This window comes from Paenibacillus lautus NBRC 15380 (genome assembly GCF_004000945.1).
GTDB classification, from domain to species: domain Bacteria; phylum Bacillota; class Bacilli; order Paenibacillales; family Paenibacillaceae; genus Paenibacillus_AQ; species Paenibacillus_AQ lautus.
Window position 1 is genome coordinate 189,523 of sequence record NZ_BIMF01000011.1, and the last position, 14,748, is coordinate 204,270.

Consider the following 14,748-nt stretch of genomic DNA (forward strand, 5'->3'; position numbering starts at 1 on the left):
TGAAAAATATTATACCTTTTTTTGATTAGCCTGGTGCCATGATTAGAAGATAACCTCGCCATATTGCGCGGCGAAGTCCTGTCCCTTTTTTTCATTCCGCGCCTAAGTCATATATGTCAGAATATAGTCCTTACAGGCAATGGACAAATGCTGTCCAATAATGCGACAATATACTCTGCATGTCATATCTTATATAGTAAGAATAACGAATTTTGCACCACGACACTCAAAGAAGCAACATTGCACTTATAGGAAGGGAACGAAAGCATGGCTCAATTATTTTTTAAGTACGGCTCCATGAACAGTGGTAAATCCATCGAGATTTTGAAAGTCGCCCATAACTACGAAGAACAGAACAAACCGGTGCTCCTCTTTACGTCCGCTATCGATGACCGGGATGCCGTTGGTTATGTATCCTCACGAATCGGCCTGCGCCGCGAAGCGATACCTATATCCGATACGACCGACATCTACGGGATTGTGAAGGATCATCAGCCTAAGCCATACTGCGTTCTTGTTGACGAGTGCCAGTTCCTGTCCAAGGACAGCATCCTGCAGCTCGTTCGAATCGTAGATGAGCTTAACGTGCCTGTCATGGGCTTCGGACTAAAGAATGATTTTCGCAACGAGCTGTTTGAAGGTAGCCGCTGGATGCTGATTTATGCCGATAAAATCGAGGAAATGAAGACGATCTGCTGGTTCTGCGAGCGCAAAGCGATCATGAACCTTCGCGTCATTGACGGTAAGCCCGTGTATGCCGGCGAGCAGATTCTGATCGGAGGGAATGATACCTACTTCCCTGTTTGCCGCAAATGTCATACCAATCCCCCTTTATCATAGGACGTTTTTACGAACAATCCACCATTCAAACGTAAGGAGTAGGTGATCCATGCCGATAGTCAGACCGCTATTAACCGACCAGGACTTTCAGGAAGTTATGGAGCAGCAGATCCGTATACGCATCTTCAAGGATAATCATCTGGTTGATTCCGGCAGTCTCGTCATCCGCTTCACCGACGAAACCGTCATTACGCAATCCAGCGTCAGTTCGCTCGGTTATCATAAGCGGGAAGAATGCGAATTTTTTGAAGTACGAAAATGATAGATGGATTGCCTGAGTGCTTACATGATGGACCTCTTCTACGAAATCTCTATCAGACCCTCAGGCAATCCGATCTTCTCCCCCGCTATAAAAAAACAGCGGCCTTCTGCAGAACAAGATCTGCAAAAAACCGCCGTTCGTTAAGCAACCTATTACACGGAGAGCGTGTGCTTACACCTAGTGAATATCGGACTTCGCCATGCTTCCGCCCAGCACGTCCGCGACATTTTGAATCGAAATAAATGCGTTCTTGTCAATCTCCTGCACAACCGTCTTCAGCTTCGCAATCTCCAGCCTAGTGATGACGCAATAAATCATCTGCGTATCCTCTTTCGAATACCCGCCCTTGGCATAGATCATAGTCGTGCTGCGGCCCAGTCGCTGCATGATGGCACTTGAAATTTCTTCGTATTCATTGGATATAATCGTAACGGATTTGGACTCGTCCAAGCCCTCTACCACAATATCCATCACTTTTGCCGCTATGTAGTATGAGAAGATTGAATACATGGCCGAATCTGCACCGAATACAAACCCTGCCGTAATGAAAATAAAGACGTTGATGATCATGATGATCTGTCCGACCGGCATCCGCAGCTTTTTGGACAGCAAGATGGCTACGATCTCCGTACCGTCGAGAGCTCCGCCGTAACGAATGACAAGACCTACCCCGAGACCCAGGATCAAACCGCCGAACAGTACCGCCAAAATTTTCTCGTTCGTAAACGGGTCAACATGATGCAGAAAGGTTGTTGCCACCGACAACACCACGATCCCGTATAACGTGGAAAACGCGAAGGTTTTGCCGATCTGCTTGTAACCGATGAACAGAAACGGCAGGTTGATGATGAACAGGAACACACCCAGTTTGATGGGCGTAATCGTTGATAATACGATGGAAATACCGGTAATACCACCGTCGATAATTTCGTTGGGCACCAGGAATATTTCAAGCGCCACGGCCATCAGAACTGCACCGATGGTAATAAAGATGAACCGTTTCAGAATTTCGCCGACTGTCAGATTTTTGTGTTTTTTGACCATGCCATTCTCCTTTTGTATCTTTTTTCACACGAAGTGCCTGTCGAAGAACCATTGTATTAAAAAAAGGAATGACATGTCAATGTTGACACGCGAAGTGACATGGGTCTTTTAGGCCATTGCCTTGTCATCCAGACATAAAGAACGCAGATGCTGATCGATAATCCTCTCGATTTTTTCTTTGGCGAGTTGCTGTGGCCTCATGATATGATGAATCGCTAACCCATCCACCAATGCGTATATTCGCTCCTTCTCATATTCAAGATCCAACTCCGGTTTAGCCAGCTTATGGGCAACCAGGGTATCCACCACATAATGGCACGCCTTGGTTAAACCATCGTACATATGATCGGTCATTATTCTTAATTCGGGATAGACCAACGCTTTGGCAACAAACGACATCCACACCTCCATCTCCATCGTCCTATCCTCATCCATCGGCAGAAATTGCATCAACACTTTCTTTACATCCTCAAACACGGGTCCCTTCAAGGACAGAGAAGCAAAACGTTCTTCAATCCTCTCGATAATCAGGTTCATACAGAAAGCTAACAGCTCAGCCTGGCTGGTAAAATAGTGCCTCATTGAACCTACGGATAAACCCGCCTCTTCCGCGATATTGCGTACCGTCGCTTTTTCGAGTCCACTCCTCTGAATAACCCGCAGGGCAGCCTCAGCGACCCGTTGTCTTTGCTTATCATGATCTACGATTTTCGGCATAACCCCATTATACACTTCCGGTTTTTTTTAATACAACGTACGATAAACAACATTTCAGCATCTTTCGTTTGCTTCGTTAATGCCTACCCTCGTAAAAATAGGTGCTCTCTATGGAACACCTTGGTAGAACCAATACTATATATATTAATGTCAAAAAGAATAGTGAACACGGGTAGCGTGTTCCAGGAGAGGAGAGAGTTCGTCATTCGCACATTAACTGAATCGAAGGCTCAACATGGTGTCTCTCGAGCATTCCGTGATCGGGAGGGCCGCTTAAACCTGTTCTGGCGTGTCGTCCTTGGGTGGCTGGCTTTTGTTGCCGGGCTCAGTTTAGCGGTTGTGATTGCAACGGTTGCGGGCTCTTACGAAATTCCCACGCTCGGGCTGCAAATTCTCCTTGCAGTCGTAACGACCAGCGTATCCGTGCCGCTGATTTATCTGCTTAGGCGTTATGCCGACCAGCGTCCCTGGAGCGGACTTGGTCTTAGCTCTCCTCCTTCCGGTTTTCGTTATTTCCTTCTCGGCATTGGCTTCCTTGCCCTTGTCACGGCAGCAGCCCTGCTGATTGGCAGTGCCGCCGGATGGCTCCGGATCGTTGCTTTTCATTTACCTGTAGCTACGATGCTCGTTATCCTCATCAATGCTCTCATTGCATTTTTTTATGAAGCTTTTCCCGAAGAAATCACCTTCCGCGGTTATGTGTATCGGAACCTGAATACCCGTTTTCCGCGCTGGCTTGCTTTGATCCTTCAGGTCGTATTGTTCGTGCTTGCACCCATCGCCGTAACGGGATTCATGGTAGCGATCGGAATAGGGACATGGGACCTGATAACGGTGGAGTATATCGTTAACTTAATCGCGTTCGGTACGGTTCTGCAGCTATGCCGCATCGTATCCAACAATCTGTGGATGAGCATCGGCTTTCACCTGGCCTGGCTGGAGATGGTGCGATACGTCGTGGTGCCTTCGAGTTATGCATTCATCGAGATCGAATACCTTTCGGTCTGGGGCAATTATATGTTAACAATCGGTTCGGTCATTATCGGAATCATCCTATTGATCGTCTGGTCGCTGCGGGGCAAAAATCGAATCGATTGGAACCGGATGGAGCCGGATCTTCCGCCGGATTCGAATCCTGAAACCGAGGAAGCGGCATCCACCTCCCGTTCGGAATAGGAATATGTCAACCGGTATAGCTCAAACTCACCGCTGCTTTGGCGGAGTTTGGGCTTTTGCCTGTATCCGGCTCCCGCATTAATACTTGCAATTTATAATATTGATTCCGGTTATGCTATAATATATTCCATCCGCGATCGACCGGAAAATACATCATTTTACCCCAGGCAGGGAGAGGATTTACTCATCATGTTGGAATGGCTTCAGAACGTGTGGACCCATATGAAAGAAATTGACATGGATCAAGTGCAGGGATGGCTACAGCAGTACTCGCAGCTGGGTCCCATCCCGGGTATTTTGCTTCCATTTATAGAGGCGTTTCTCCCCTTTCTGCCCCTTATTGTCCTGGTCATGGGGAACTCGGCGGCCTATGGTTTATGGTGGGGATTCTTGCTGTCCTGGATCGGCGTTTGCCTTGGATCCGTTACGGTATTCTGGATTGTTCGTAAGCTGGGAGGCCAGCTAGGATTGCTCATACAAAAAAGAATGCCGGGGTCCCAGCGTTTCTTCCATTGGATCGAAGAAAAAGGCTTTACGCCCATCTTCATCCTGTACTGCTTTCCCTTCACGCCTTCCTCGCTGATCAATATCGCATCCGGCATCAGCACGGTATCGGCAACGACGTTCACGATAGCCGTAATGGCAGGTAAATCCGTCATGATCTTTATGGTCGCATTCATCGGACATGATTGGCAAGCCTTTATCCAGCAGCCTTGGCGCATCCTTATCGCGGCCGTCGTCCTCTGGCTGCTGTGGCTGGCCGGCAAAAAGATGGAAAATCGTTACCATCACGATGATCAGCCGGGAAGTGTCGTGATAAGCAACAAAAAGACAAAGCGTTAAAATCGTAACAAGACCCGCCTATCCCTACAACCGGAACTGGCGGGTCTTGTTCATAATAGACGTGCTATGAGTCCATGTCCAAGCGTTTCGCAAACCCGTTTTGGCCAATTCTACCATAGGATGACACCCACGAACCAAGGCATAAAAAAAGAAACGGGCTTCCCAAATTCGCGGAAAGCCCGTTTTTCATATTCCCGATATTTCAAATCGTAGCCTTTTGTTCGAGGTCACCCCTTCTCGGAGTGCTCCCCCTTCCGGGAAGCGCGCATCCGCTCACGTTCGCGCTTGAGTTCAGGCTTAAGGTCATCGAGAACGCTGTTCTCCCACATGGACACGCCTGATCGATAGGCCGCTCTCCCGTTCAAGTGACCTGCTACCGGCCCCGTAATGAATACGAATACGATTCCCAGCAGCAGTTTGGCACTGACATGCTCCAGGTAGAAGGTGAAATACAGGAATGCGCCTGCAAGGATAAAGAGGACGCCCAGCGTAGCAATTTTCGTAGCTGCATGGGACCTCATGTAAACATCCGGCAGACGGATAAGGCCAAATGCACTCAATGCACCAAGCAAAGCGCCGAGCAGAACCATCAGCGCGATCAGAAACTCACCGATCTGACTCATCGTTTGTGCGTTCAATGACATCACCCCTCTCGATATATCTGGCAAGCGCAGTCGTTCCGATAAACGTAAGAATCCCGATCAGCAGAATGATATCGAAATAGACGGTTGTCCGGAACAGCATGCACAGGACAGCGATCATGGACAACAGAATGATTCCGATCGTATCCAGCGACATGATCCGGTCGTTCATGGAAGGTCCCTTGATTAATCGGTACAAGCAGCCCAGTATTGCAAGCGACAAAATCACCAGAGAGGCAATCAGGATGCTATGGATCATGTGCGGGTCACCTCCTTGATCGCGCGTTCGAAGGTACCGCGGATCTGATTCGACAGCTCTTCGACGTCTTCAATATCCATCGCATGAATATACAGCGTCTGACCATCGCGAGACACTTCCAGGGTAAGCGTTCCTGGCGTCAAGCAGATCAGGCACGATAACACCGTAATTTCCCAGTCGGATTTCAGCTCGGTTGAATAGGCGAAGATGCCGGGACGAACATTCAGCTTCGGTCTTATGATCTGTCCGATTACGGTGAAACTCGATTTTAACAGTTCCCTTAGGAACAATAGCAGCAGCAGGATGATGGACCAGAGCTTGCGCAAATAGAAATCGTTCGGCCAGAAGCGTCGCAGCAGAAAAATCAGCAAGATTCCGATCAGATAGCCGATGATAAATTGCTGGGGGGACCAGTTATTGTTCAAGAACATCCAGACAACAGCAATAATGATATTTAACAGGATTTGATGGCCCATATCCACTACTCCTTTAATACAGCGTTAATATATAGTGATGGGTCGGATAATACGGCGCCTGCTTGAGAGGTATAGGAATAAATCCACTCCGAGCCCACCCCAAGGACAATCACCATAACCGTTAGCCCGATAGCTGCCGCATAAGCTGTTCTGTGGATTCTAACCGGTTTCGATTCTTGCTGTCCAGGTGATTCGCCCCAGAATGCCCCCATAAACACTTTGATCAGGGAATACAATACCGCCAAACTTGATGCCAGTGCCAGTCCCGTTAACACATAATGACCCTCGCTCAATCCGCCGCGGACGATAAGTACTTTGCCTAGGAATCCGCTAAGCGGCGGGATGCCGACCAGCGCCAGGGCAACGATAAAGAACATCCATCCCACCAAGGGATGGCGCTTCATCAGTCCGCCCATATCGCTCAGCTTGTTCGTGCCTGCACTAGCCATGATGATACCGCCTAGAATAAAGAGCAGTGCCTTTGCAATCATGTCATGCATCAAGTAGAATACGGCTCCGTTCAAGGAGTCGGAGGAGGCCACCGCCACACCAAAGGCGATGAAGCCGACACTGATGATGATATTGTAATTCAGAATGCGTCCGAGATCCTTATACGCAACCGCGCCCAAACTGCCCAGAATCATCGTTGCCGCGGCCATCCAGCCGATGACGACATGGATGCCGCCGGTGTCGTGATGGAAGATCAGCGTAAAGGTTCGGATAATCGCATATAACCCAACCTTCGTAAGCAGGGCGCCGAACAAAGCCGTAACGGCTGCCGGAGGTGCGCTGTAGGAGCCAGGCAGCCAGAAGAACAGGAACAAGCCCGCCTTCAAGGCGAATACAATCAGGAACAACAGACCGATGACCGACAAAATCCCATCCTGCTGTACTTCTGCTACGCGCAGGGATAGATGCGCCATATTCAGCGTGCCGACCGTTCCGTACAAATAAGCAACGGCTGCAACAAACAAGGTGGATGAAATAATATTAATCAGCATGTACTTCAGGGTTTCTCTCAGCTGACGCTTGGTACCGCCCAGTACGATCAAGGCGTAGGAAGCGATCAGCATGACCTCAAAACAGACAAACAGGTTAAACAGATCCCCTGTCAGGAACGATCCGATCACGCCGGCCAGCAAAAATTGAAAAAAGGCATAAAAGTAATGCTTCTCTCTCTCTTCCCCGATACTCCGAAAGGAATAGAACAGACAGGCAGCCGCCACAATCAACGTCGTAAGCACCAGCAGCGCCGCGAGCATATCGGCTACAAACACGATCCCATACGGCGGCAGCCATCCGCCCATATAAAGCGTCTGAATGCCTTCGTGATTTACCTGATTCACAATGAACAACGCCACAAGCAGGTTTAGTATGACACTGACCACACTGATCCAGCGCTGTGCGCGGACGTACTTGGAGCAGAAAATAAGAATAACGGCCGTAACCAGCGGAATAAGGAGGGGCAGAACAATCACATTATTCATCATCCATCCCCCTTAGCTCCTCCATGTTGTCCGTGCCCAAGCGTTGATACGCTTTATACGCCAGTACGAAGAAGAACGATGTGACGCCAAAGCTAATGACAATGGATGTCAGAATCAACGCTTGTGGAACCGGGTCAACGTAAGAGGAAGCCTTCTCGCCAAGCAGCGGAGCAGCACCGGTCTTCAGCCGCGACATGGTAAGCAGCAGTAGATGGACCCCATGGGTTAACAGTGAAGTACCGAGAATAATCCGCAGCAAGCTTTTGGATAAGATCTGGTATATCCCAACCGCAAATATGATCCCGATGGCAAGCGACATATATAGTTCCATGGTCAGTTATCCCTCCCAATCGAATTGATGATGGTTATCGTCACGCCAACGACGGCCAAATAGACGCCGAGGTCGAAGAGAACCGCAGTAGCCAGCTCGGTTTCCCCGAGCAATGGCAGGTTGAAGTAACCGAAGGAATGACTTAAGAACGGTGCATCAAAGGCAAAAGAGCCGATCCCCGTAAGCAGTGCGATGGCAAGCCCCGCCGCCGTAACCTTTCGGAACTCGAAGGGCACGATCTTTCGGGTCATATCCATGCCGAAAGCCATCGATAACAGAACCAGTGCGGCAGCAGTCATCAGCCCTCCGATAAATCCGCCGCCCGGCTCATGATGTCCCGAGTTGAACAGGAACCAGGAGAAGGTTACCACGATAAAGATAACCACCTTGGATATGGTTCGAAGAATGACATCATTGCTGTTGGGCAGATATGCCCCTTCATAACGATCCCGCTCACCCAGAATGCCTTCACCCAAATCGATTTTGATCAAAGCATATATCCCAAGGGATGCAATGCCAAGAACCGTAATTTCAAGCAAGGTATCGAATCCGCGGAAGTCCACCAGAATGACATTGACGATATTTTTACCGCCGGCCGAGTGGTAGCTCTCTTTAATGAAGTAATCCGCGATGGAGTCGAAGGTTCTGCCGCTGCTTGCTGCCAGCGCGATCAACGTCACGACAGCACCGACGCCTACCGATATGAGCAGATTTCTCCACTTCAGGCTCATTGGCACCTTCTCCCGCTTCAGCTTCGGCAGATGATAGAAACAGAGCAGGAACAGCATGACGGATACCGTCTCGACGACCATCTGAGTCAACGCCAAATCCGGAGCCCGGAACAGAACGAAGAACAAGGTCACCATGTAGCCGGCAGCACCGGTTAATATGATCGCCATCAGTCGCGTCTGGACGAACGGCAGCGCAATGACCGGGATCACCAGGCCGAGGATGGCAACGGCCTCATAGAAGGACATCGGTGCGTAGTCCGTCATATCAAATCCAATATGATCGACCAGCAGAAGTCCCCCGCCAAGAACGGCAATGAAAAACACAAAAATATAAATCACGTAATGACGGAGCGAGCCTGTCATGTAGGTTGAGGTCAGCGTTTCGCCGCCTCTTTCGAGGGCCCGCAATCCCCCGTCATACAGCTTGTTCAATGTCAATCGCTTCGTTAGCGATGTATTCAATATACGTGCTCTGCCGTGAAGCTTATAGAGAACGGTTCCGAGAACAATGATGCCGATGGTCATAAAAATCTCCGTTGTCCAGCCGTGCCACATCTCGATATGCACGTGAAAACGATCTTCTGCTGCGAGCAGCCCTGGATGAATCGCGGCCATCGCCGGTTCGATGAGTGCATGGGACAGCAGGTTCGGAAACAGACCGAACACGATGGCGAGCGATGCCAGAATGACCGGAGGAATCAGCATCCCCAGCGGTGCTTCGTGCGGCTTCTTCTCCAGTTTTTCAGGCTGGAAGCGTCCGGTGAAGGTTTTGAAGACCAGGATCATGCTGTACAGGAACGTAAACACACTGGCGATCCAGGCAACGACCGGGATCAGCACGCCCCAGGTCTCGGCATTCCAGAAATTCATGCGAGACGCTTGTACGACCGCCGTAAAGAACATCTCTTTACTTAGGAATCCGTTGAACGGAGGCAGACCGGCCATGGAAAAAGCTCCAATGACGGCCACGGTAAACGTGATTGGCATGAGCGACATCAGACCGCCGAGTTTCCGCAGATCCCGTGTGCCCGTCTCATGATCCACGATGCCAACGACCATAAACAAAGCGCCCTTGAATATCGCATGGTTCATCAGATGGAAGATGGCTGCCGTCGTCGCTTTGGTGTAGAGCAGCGTGTCCACGCCGCCTCCATAATAAGCTGCGGCAGAGCCAAGACCGAGCAAACTCATGATCAGCCCCAATTGGCTGATGGTGGAGAATGCCAGCAGTGCTTTCAGGTCCGTCTGCTTGATCGCACGGATCGAAGCGTAGATCAGCGTGGTCAAGCCCGTAATCGCAATGATCCAGAACCAGGAAGCTTGCCCGGCAAACACCGGGCTAAACCTGGCAACCAGATAGATTCCGGCCTTAACCATCGTAGCGGAGTGCAGATAAGCACTAACCGGAGTCGGTGCTTCCATCGCATCCGGCAGCCAGATATGGAATGGGAACTGCGCGGATTTGGTGAATGCCCCCAGCAGGATCAGAATCATGGCCGGAATAAACAGCGCGTCTCCGGCAATGCCCCCCACATTCGCCACGATCTCCCGCACGCTGAAGGTACCTGTCATGATGTACAAAAGGATAAACCCTGCGAACATGGCAAGTCCGCCAAACACGGTAATCAGCATGGATTTTAATGCTCCGTATCTGGAGCGGTCCCGATGATGCCAGAATGCAATCAGCAGGAATGACGAAATACTTGTCAGTTCCCAGAAGCCGTATAGCACCATCAGGTTATCGGAGAGCACAACCCCAAGCATGGCGCCCATAAACAGAAGCAGATAAATGTAGAATTTGTGGACCGCTTCCTTGTTCTTATCCATGTAGAAGATGGAGTACAGTACAACGAGTGAACCAATACCGGATATTAAAAGTGCAAAAATTAAACTTAATCCATCCAAATAAACGGTAAAGTTTATTCCCACGCTTGGAATCCATTCCAGGACAGCTTGAAGCTGTTCACCTCCCTGAATGGTTGGGATAAGCCTTAAAAAATAGGCGAACAGGACAACCGGTACCGGCAAAATGACCCATCCGGTGTGGACACGGCCAATGAGCTTGTAGGTCAGCATAACCACAAGCGCTACAATAAAAGGTGCCATTACGGCGATGTGCAGCCAAGACAAAGTCTACTCCTCCTATAGTCCGATTTTTCCTTCATTAGTAGTATTTCCCCATTATTTAGGCATAAGTCCAAAAAAACACAAAAAGAGCCCGTTGATGGCAGGCTCCTCCAGGTAAAACCATATGGTATTTTTTCGAATCACACTGAAAATCAGTATATCTTGAGATCAAAGCTTTGTCAAAGGTATCTTGGAATGAAAAGAGGTCCATTGGGAAATCACTGTATGTAAAGGAGTGGTTCCCATGATGATCAAAAAAGCGGCTGTTTGCGCTTTCATCTTTCTCGTGGTATTGGCGGCGGCCATCGTGACCCATATTCGCACACAGCCTGCCTACCGACAGGATAACCAGCCAAACGGCGTATATCAAATGCAGAATTCCCAAGGTGGATCTCCCTGGTTCTCTCCCCGGGAATATGTGAAAATCATTCGCATATCACCCGACCCCTTACCGGATCAGCCATAACCCCTGGATCAGCATCGTTTATCCGTGAATTTGGATTTCGGTATTCTCCTCTTTGCTTCGTTTATTTCTTCGTATCAACCACGAAATGATCAGGATGACGGCCAACACCGCAACAATTCCCGCTGCATAGTATCCGTACCGGTTAATCAGTACTCCAATATGATCGACGACCTGATCGCCGACAAACATGCCCAAAGAGAAATAACCGATGGTCCATACAAAGGACGCGGAATACGAATACATCGCAAATCGGCGATACGGCATCCCTTTCATGCCTACCGCATACGGAGTAACGTTACGCAAGATGGGCAAAAAGGCGCTGATGCATATGGCGTAATTGCCATATTGGCGGGTCAACCGTTCGGATACATCGAGAAACTGGCGTATCTTCGACTTTTCCCCTACTCGGTTTAACAGCTTGCTCGCGGTAAAGCGGCTAAGCATGTAACCTACCGTCGATCCCGAGCACACGCCAAGAAACGTCATGATAAAAGACGGAAACGGCGTTAAAATTTCGGATGCCGCTAACGCTCCGCCTGTCATTGCCACGACTTCATTAGGCACAGGAAGACCGACCAATCCAAGGCACAATACGAGGAATAATGCATAGTGCCCGATCTGTTCAATAAAATCTAATAGCGTATCCACCCCTGTCCCCCTAATCCGTCCCTAGAATATAGTATCAGCTTATATGACAACGTGGCTTTCGCAAACGTGCTGTAGGCGAGGATATGAACTGGACCTGAGACCAGTTTTATTATGGATCATGCCATTAGAGATTTTTAAATGCCGATATGAAAGAACCCGGATCATCCTTCACCGTGTACGAATACACGCCTTGCTGGGTGTGCAAGTATAAGAAACCACCGCCGTCTCCCATCGGCCGATACGACAGGTCAAACACCTGCTTAATCGGGAACTCCCGGTATTTCGTTACGATTCGATCCTCGTACAGGAACATCTCCCGCCCCTGCTCTTCCGTTCGTTGTTCGATGCCATCCACAACTCGGTTGATTTTGTAGTACGGCTGTACGGCTACCCAATTCACAAGCTCCCTCCTTGCTGTCTTTACTTTTTTATTTGGAAGATCGCACTTCCCCCTTCTTCTTTCTGCGGCTCTTGATTCGTTCCAGCAGCTCCAGCGCCCCGATAAATAGTACGAATACCACGAAGAGCGCAATCGCCCGGCCAGGCTCGATCAGACCGGTAATAGATGCAACGATGCCGGTAATGCCTACAATAATAATACCTAATACGGATAGTTTCCAACCTGTTAACATATGTATGCTCCTAAAGTAAACGTAATTGCCATCCATCAAGATCATATCTACATGAAAAAAATACGCTAGACACACACGGAATGTATCATAAAGAAGCACCCATGTTCAAGTTATAATCGATTCTCCAATTTCAATTGCCAACACTCATGACATTTGCAATAATTTACTCAGGAGAGAAATTATAAGCCTACCTCCGAACACTAAAAAGACAGGAGGAACATGTTATGAACTCAACAACCTGGATGCTGATTATTTTATTCATTGCGGTGGATGTATGGATTATTTCTTTTTTCGTGAAACGCTCGTTACGCAGACGCAGCGGACAGCAGCTACCTAAAGGCAATAAGCTTGGCCTCGGGAAGATACCCGAGCTGCCGCCGATCGTCAAAGCTGGAAGCCCGGCGAGTGAGCTTGTCGGGAGACTGGAAGCTGCGCTGCCCTACACCTATCAGAACATGCTAAAGCAGCGAGTGATGAGTGAGCATCCGAATCTGTCCGAACAGGAGTATGAATGGAGATGGCAGGAGCTCAAACGGTTCTTCATCATGTGCGCCGTGCTGGATCGTGTCCCGATGTTCAGCAAAGACGTGGATGAAGTATGGCATGAAATGCTGATGTATACATACGAGTACCAACAATTCTCGGAACGCTTTCTTGGTAAAATGCTTCACCACGCCCCAAACACCGGAAGCGAACATGTACCGATTCCGAATGAACGCGCGTGGTTTGATACGGTATATGTACAATTATTCGGCTGGCATGAATGCAGCGCCAAACTATGGGGAACCTTCTTCCGCGTCCCGCTGCCGCGAGAAGAGCTGGAGGTCTGCACTTCCCGCCATTTCACCGTGAATCATGGACAGAAGCGCTTTAATGCCTGGACCTATGAAAAGATCCCTGCAGCGCGTACGGCCATTGATGCTATCATCCAGGATCTGCAGGATCGGGTTCGAACCGCCCAAGAAGAGCCGGCGCGTCATGAGAAGCTGGTCCATTTCCGAAATAGCGATGTGCTCCTGGCAGCGGCCGTCTATTTTGCCTGGAACGCACCGGAACAATTTGGTGACCATATGATCCCTGATGAGCGCGAGCTTCATAAAAACAACAGCAGCTCCTCCTGTACCTACGCTTCGGCATGCGGGTCCGGCGGATCGGATTCGGGTGATGGGTCCTCAGGCGATGGATCCGGATCCTCTTGCAGCAGTGGTTCATCCTGCAGCAGTGGGTCCTCTTGCGGAAGTGGCTGCGGGGGCGGCTGCAGCAGCTAAGCTGCAAACTTAACAAGGAACGCCTGCTTATTAATGAACAGAACATAAAGCATGGGCCCAGATTTCAGGCCCATGCTTATCCCGAGACGAAAATAACAAACGGTCATAGCAAATTTACTTGCTCAGTTACGCATAAGCCATATGTCCGGAAAACACCCTGCATCTCCAACTAAAATAAAGAAGCACCTGAACCCATTCATCGAAGGTTCAGGTGCTTCTATTCTTTGATATAAACTCGGCATATTAATTGTTAGATGAGAGAACCAAACCGGAACGGGTTTGCGGTCCGACCTTACGCACGGAAATCTGGTTCCGCTCGGCCCAACGCGTAAGACTCCGAATCCCATCGCAATTTTTCTCTTCAAATTTAAAGCAGCAATACATTGGATTCACGTTCTTGTCCTTGAGGTTTATTTGGAATGCGGCTTTATGGCATCCGGAAACCTTGATCTCACGTATCTGGTCCGCATGAATCTCTACGCCATTGATTGTAATCGTATCCGAAGTCTCCTGAATATTCACTTCCCGTTTCACCAATCGGGCATACCCTTCAATAGCTAGTGCCGCAACAACAACGACGTTCACCGCCATCTGCATATAGAATAGGACAGGATAGGAATATTCGGTCAAGGTCGCTACCTGGAACAGGATAATGCTAATGACAAAGGAAAATAAAATAACGTCTTTCATTCTTGTAGAGTAATGGATCGCGTATTTCATATTAATCAGCTCCGTTCATTCTGTAAGGGTTTTCATTTAGCTCTTACCTTATTATAACACCATTGTACATAATTTTGACA

Annotated in this window: 18 protein-coding genes; 6 read left to right on the plus strand and 12 right to left on the minus strand. The window is 49.1% G+C overall.

Annotated features, from left to right (window positions below):
• Window positions 1–267 precede the first annotated feature (267 nt).
• Both PLA01S_RS19640 and PLA01S_RS19645 read left to right on the plus strand, forming a co-directional pair.
• Window positions 268–840, plus strand: coding sequence for a thymidine kinase (locus PLA01S_RS19640; RefSeq protein WP_127593650.1), 573 nt, complete (start codon window positions 268–270; stop codon window positions 838–840).
• 49 nt (window positions 841–889) lie between these two features.
• Window positions 890–1,102, plus strand: a complete 213-nt coding sequence (locus tag PLA01S_RS19645) for a hypothetical protein (protein ID WP_127593651.1) — start codon at window positions 890–892, stop codon at window positions 1,100–1,102.
• A 177-nt stretch (window positions 1,103–1,279) separates the two neighbouring features.
• On the opposite strand, the gene PLA01S_RS19650 is transcribed toward PLA01S_RS19645, so the two are convergent.
• Window positions 1,280–2,146: a YitT family protein gene (locus PLA01S_RS19650; protein WP_127593652.1), complete on the minus strand. Its 867-nt coding sequence runs from the start codon at window positions 2,144–2,146 to the stop codon at window positions 1,280–1,282.
• 108 nt (window positions 2,147–2,254) lie between these two features.
• A complete protein-coding gene (locus tag PLA01S_RS19655) occupies window positions 2,255–2,863 on the minus strand; it encodes a TetR/AcrR family transcriptional regulator (RefSeq protein ID WP_127593653.1) in 609 nt (202 codons plus the stop codon).
• A 147-nt stretch (window positions 2,864–3,010) separates the two neighbouring features.
• Here PLA01S_RS19655 and PLA01S_RS19660 point away from each other — a divergent pair, with 147 nt between their 5' ends.
• Both PLA01S_RS19660 and PLA01S_RS19665 read left to right on the plus strand, forming a co-directional pair.
• Window positions 3,011–4,039: a CPBP family intramembrane glutamic endopeptidase gene (locus PLA01S_RS19660; RefSeq protein WP_307719763.1), complete on the plus strand. Its 1,029-nt coding sequence runs from the start codon at window positions 3,011–3,013 to the stop codon at window positions 4,037–4,039.
• A 189-nt stretch (window positions 4,040–4,228) separates the two neighbouring features.
• Window positions 4,229–4,882 carry a TVP38/TMEM64 family protein gene (locus tag PLA01S_RS19665; protein ID WP_127593654.1) on the plus strand — a complete coding sequence of 218 codons (654 nt, stop codon included), beginning with the start codon at window positions 4,229–4,231 and terminating at the stop codon, window positions 4,880–4,882.
• A 227-nt stretch (window positions 4,883–5,109) separates the two neighbouring features.
• Here the strand turns inward: PLA01S_RS19665 and mnhG are convergent, their stop codons facing one another.
• From mnhG to PLA01S_RS19695, 6 genes are read right to left on the minus strand one after another with little or no spacing between them, the layout of a single operon-like run.
• On the minus strand, window positions 5,110–5,505 hold the full coding sequence (gene mnhG / locus PLA01S_RS19670) for a monovalent cation/H(+) antiporter subunit G (protein WP_127593690.1): 396 nt from the start codon (window positions 5,503–5,505) through the stop codon (window positions 5,110–5,112).
• On the minus strand, window positions 5,489–5,782 hold the full coding sequence (locus tag PLA01S_RS19675; RefSeq protein WP_076321947.1) for a Na(+)/H(+) antiporter subunit F1: 294 nt from the start codon (window positions 5,780–5,782) through the stop codon (window positions 5,489–5,491). The genes mnhG and PLA01S_RS19675 overlap by 17 nt, the downstream gene beginning before the upstream one ends.
• Entirely contained in the window at window positions 5,779–6,258 is a 480-nt protein-coding gene (locus PLA01S_RS19680; RefSeq protein ID WP_100537810.1) for a Na+/H+ antiporter subunit E, read from the minus strand. Before PLA01S_RS19680 ends, PLA01S_RS19675 begins: the two co-directional genes overlap by 4 nt.
• A gap of 5 nt (window positions 6,259–6,263) precedes the next feature.
• Window positions 6,264–7,745: a Na+/H+ antiporter subunit D gene (locus PLA01S_RS19685; RefSeq protein WP_127593655.1), complete on the minus strand. Its 1,482-nt coding sequence runs from the start codon at window positions 7,743–7,745 to the stop codon at window positions 6,264–6,266.
• Complete coding sequence (locus PLA01S_RS19690) at window positions 7,738–8,076, minus strand: Na(+)/H(+) antiporter subunit C (protein ID WP_071220369.1); 339 nt, start codon at window positions 8,074–8,076, stop codon at window positions 7,738–7,740. Before PLA01S_RS19690 ends, PLA01S_RS19685 begins: the two co-directional genes overlap by 8 nt.
• Window positions 8,077–8,078: 2 nt before the next feature.
• Window positions 8,079–10,937: a Na+/H+ antiporter subunit A gene (locus tag PLA01S_RS19695; protein ID WP_127593656.1), complete on the minus strand. Its 2,859-nt coding sequence runs from the start codon at window positions 10,935–10,937 to the stop codon at window positions 8,079–8,081.
• 241 nt (window positions 10,938–11,178) lie between these two features.
• Here PLA01S_RS19695 and PLA01S_RS19700 point away from each other — a divergent pair, with 241 nt between their 5' ends.
• Window positions 11,179–11,400 (plus strand): hypothetical protein, encoded by a 222-nt coding sequence (locus PLA01S_RS19700; protein ID WP_127593657.1) that lies wholly within the window; start codon window positions 11,179–11,181, stop codon window positions 11,398–11,400.
• Window positions 11,401–11,418: 18 nt separating this feature from the next.
• Here PLA01S_RS19700 and PLA01S_RS19705 read toward each other — a convergent pair whose 3' ends face one another.
• The 3 genes from PLA01S_RS19705 to PLA01S_RS19715 all read right to left on the minus strand — a co-directional run bounded on the left by PLA01S_RS19705 (window position 11,419) and on the right by PLA01S_RS19715 (window position 12,680).
• Window positions 11,419–12,048 (minus strand): DedA family protein, encoded by a 630-nt coding sequence (locus PLA01S_RS19705; protein WP_100537814.1) that lies wholly within the window; start codon window positions 12,046–12,048, stop codon window positions 11,419–11,421.
• 124 nt (window positions 12,049–12,172) lie between these two features.
• Complete coding sequence (locus PLA01S_RS19710; protein ID WP_071220365.1) at window positions 12,173–12,448, minus strand: hypothetical protein; 276 nt, start codon at window positions 12,446–12,448, stop codon at window positions 12,173–12,175.
• A 28-nt stretch (window positions 12,449–12,476) separates the two neighbouring features.
• Complete coding sequence (locus tag PLA01S_RS19715) at window positions 12,477–12,680, minus strand: hypothetical protein (RefSeq protein WP_127593658.1); 204 nt, start codon at window positions 12,678–12,680, stop codon at window positions 12,477–12,479.
• A gap of 224 nt (window positions 12,681–12,904) precedes the next feature.
• Between PLA01S_RS19715 and PLA01S_RS19720 the strand changes: the two genes are divergently transcribed.
• Window positions 12,905–13,948 (plus strand): UCP032817 domain-containing protein, encoded by a 1,044-nt coding sequence (locus PLA01S_RS19720; RefSeq protein WP_127593659.1) that lies wholly within the window; start codon window positions 12,905–12,907, stop codon window positions 13,946–13,948.
• A 243-nt stretch (window positions 13,949–14,191) separates the two neighbouring features.
• On the opposite strand, the gene PLA01S_RS19725 is transcribed toward PLA01S_RS19720, so the two are convergent.
• On the minus strand, window positions 14,192–14,668 hold the full coding sequence (locus PLA01S_RS19725) for a hypothetical protein (protein WP_127593660.1): 477 nt from the start codon (window positions 14,666–14,668) through the stop codon (window positions 14,192–14,194).
• Window positions 14,669–14,748: the final 80 nt, after the last annotated feature.

Coding starts and splice junctions, on each gene's coding strand:
- PLA01S_RS19640 (WP_127593650.1), top strand. CDS start 268: ATGGCTCAATTATTTTTTAAGTACGGCTCCATGAACAGTGGTAAATCC.
- PLA01S_RS19645 (WP_127593651.1), top strand. CDS start 890: ATGCCGATAGTCAGACCGCTATTAACCGACCAGGACTTTCAGGAAGTT.
- PLA01S_RS19650 (WP_127593652.1), bottom strand. CDS start 2,146: ATGGTCAAAAAACACAAAAATCTGACAGTCGGCGAAATTCTGAAACGG.
- PLA01S_RS19655 (WP_127593653.1), bottom strand. CDS start 2,863: ATGCCGAAAATCGTAGATCATGATAAGCAAAGACAACGGGTCGCTGAG.
- PLA01S_RS19660 (WP_307719763.1), top strand. CDS start 3,011: ATGTCAAAAAGAATAGTGAACACGGGTAGCGTGTTCCAGGAGAGGAGA.
- PLA01S_RS19665 (WP_127593654.1), top strand. CDS start 4,229: ATGTTGGAATGGCTTCAGAACGTGTGGACCCATATGAAAGAAATTGAC.
- mnhG (WP_127593690.1), bottom strand. CDS start 5,505: ATGAGTCAGATCGGTGAGTTTCTGATCGCGCTGATGGTTCTGCTCGGC.
- PLA01S_RS19675 (WP_076321947.1), bottom strand. CDS start 5,782: ATGATCCATAGCATCCTGATTGCCTCTCTGGTGATTTTGTCGCTTGCA.
- PLA01S_RS19680 (WP_100537810.1), bottom strand. CDS start 6,258: ATGGGCCATCAAATCCTGTTAAATATCATTATTGCTGTTGTCTGGATG.
- PLA01S_RS19685 (WP_127593655.1), bottom strand. CDS start 7,745: ATGAATAATGTGATTGTTCTGCCCCTCCTTATTCCGCTGGTTACGGCC.
- PLA01S_RS19690 (WP_071220369.1), bottom strand. CDS start 8,076: ATGGAACTATATATGTCGCTTGCCATCGGGATCATATTTGCGGTTGGG.
- PLA01S_RS19700 (WP_127593657.1), top strand. CDS start 11,179: ATGATGATCAAAAAAGCGGCTGTTTGCGCTTTCATCTTTCTCGTGGTA.
- PLA01S_RS19715 (WP_127593658.1), bottom strand. CDS start 12,680: ATGTTAACAGGTTGGAAACTATCCGTATTAGGTATTATTATTGTAGGC.
- PLA01S_RS19720 (WP_127593659.1), top strand. CDS start 12,905: ATGAACTCAACAACCTGGATGCTGATTATTTTATTCATTGCGGTGGAT.
- PLA01S_RS19725 (WP_127593660.1), bottom strand. CDS start 14,668: ATGAAATACGCGATCCATTACTCTACAAGAATGAAAGACGTTATTTTA.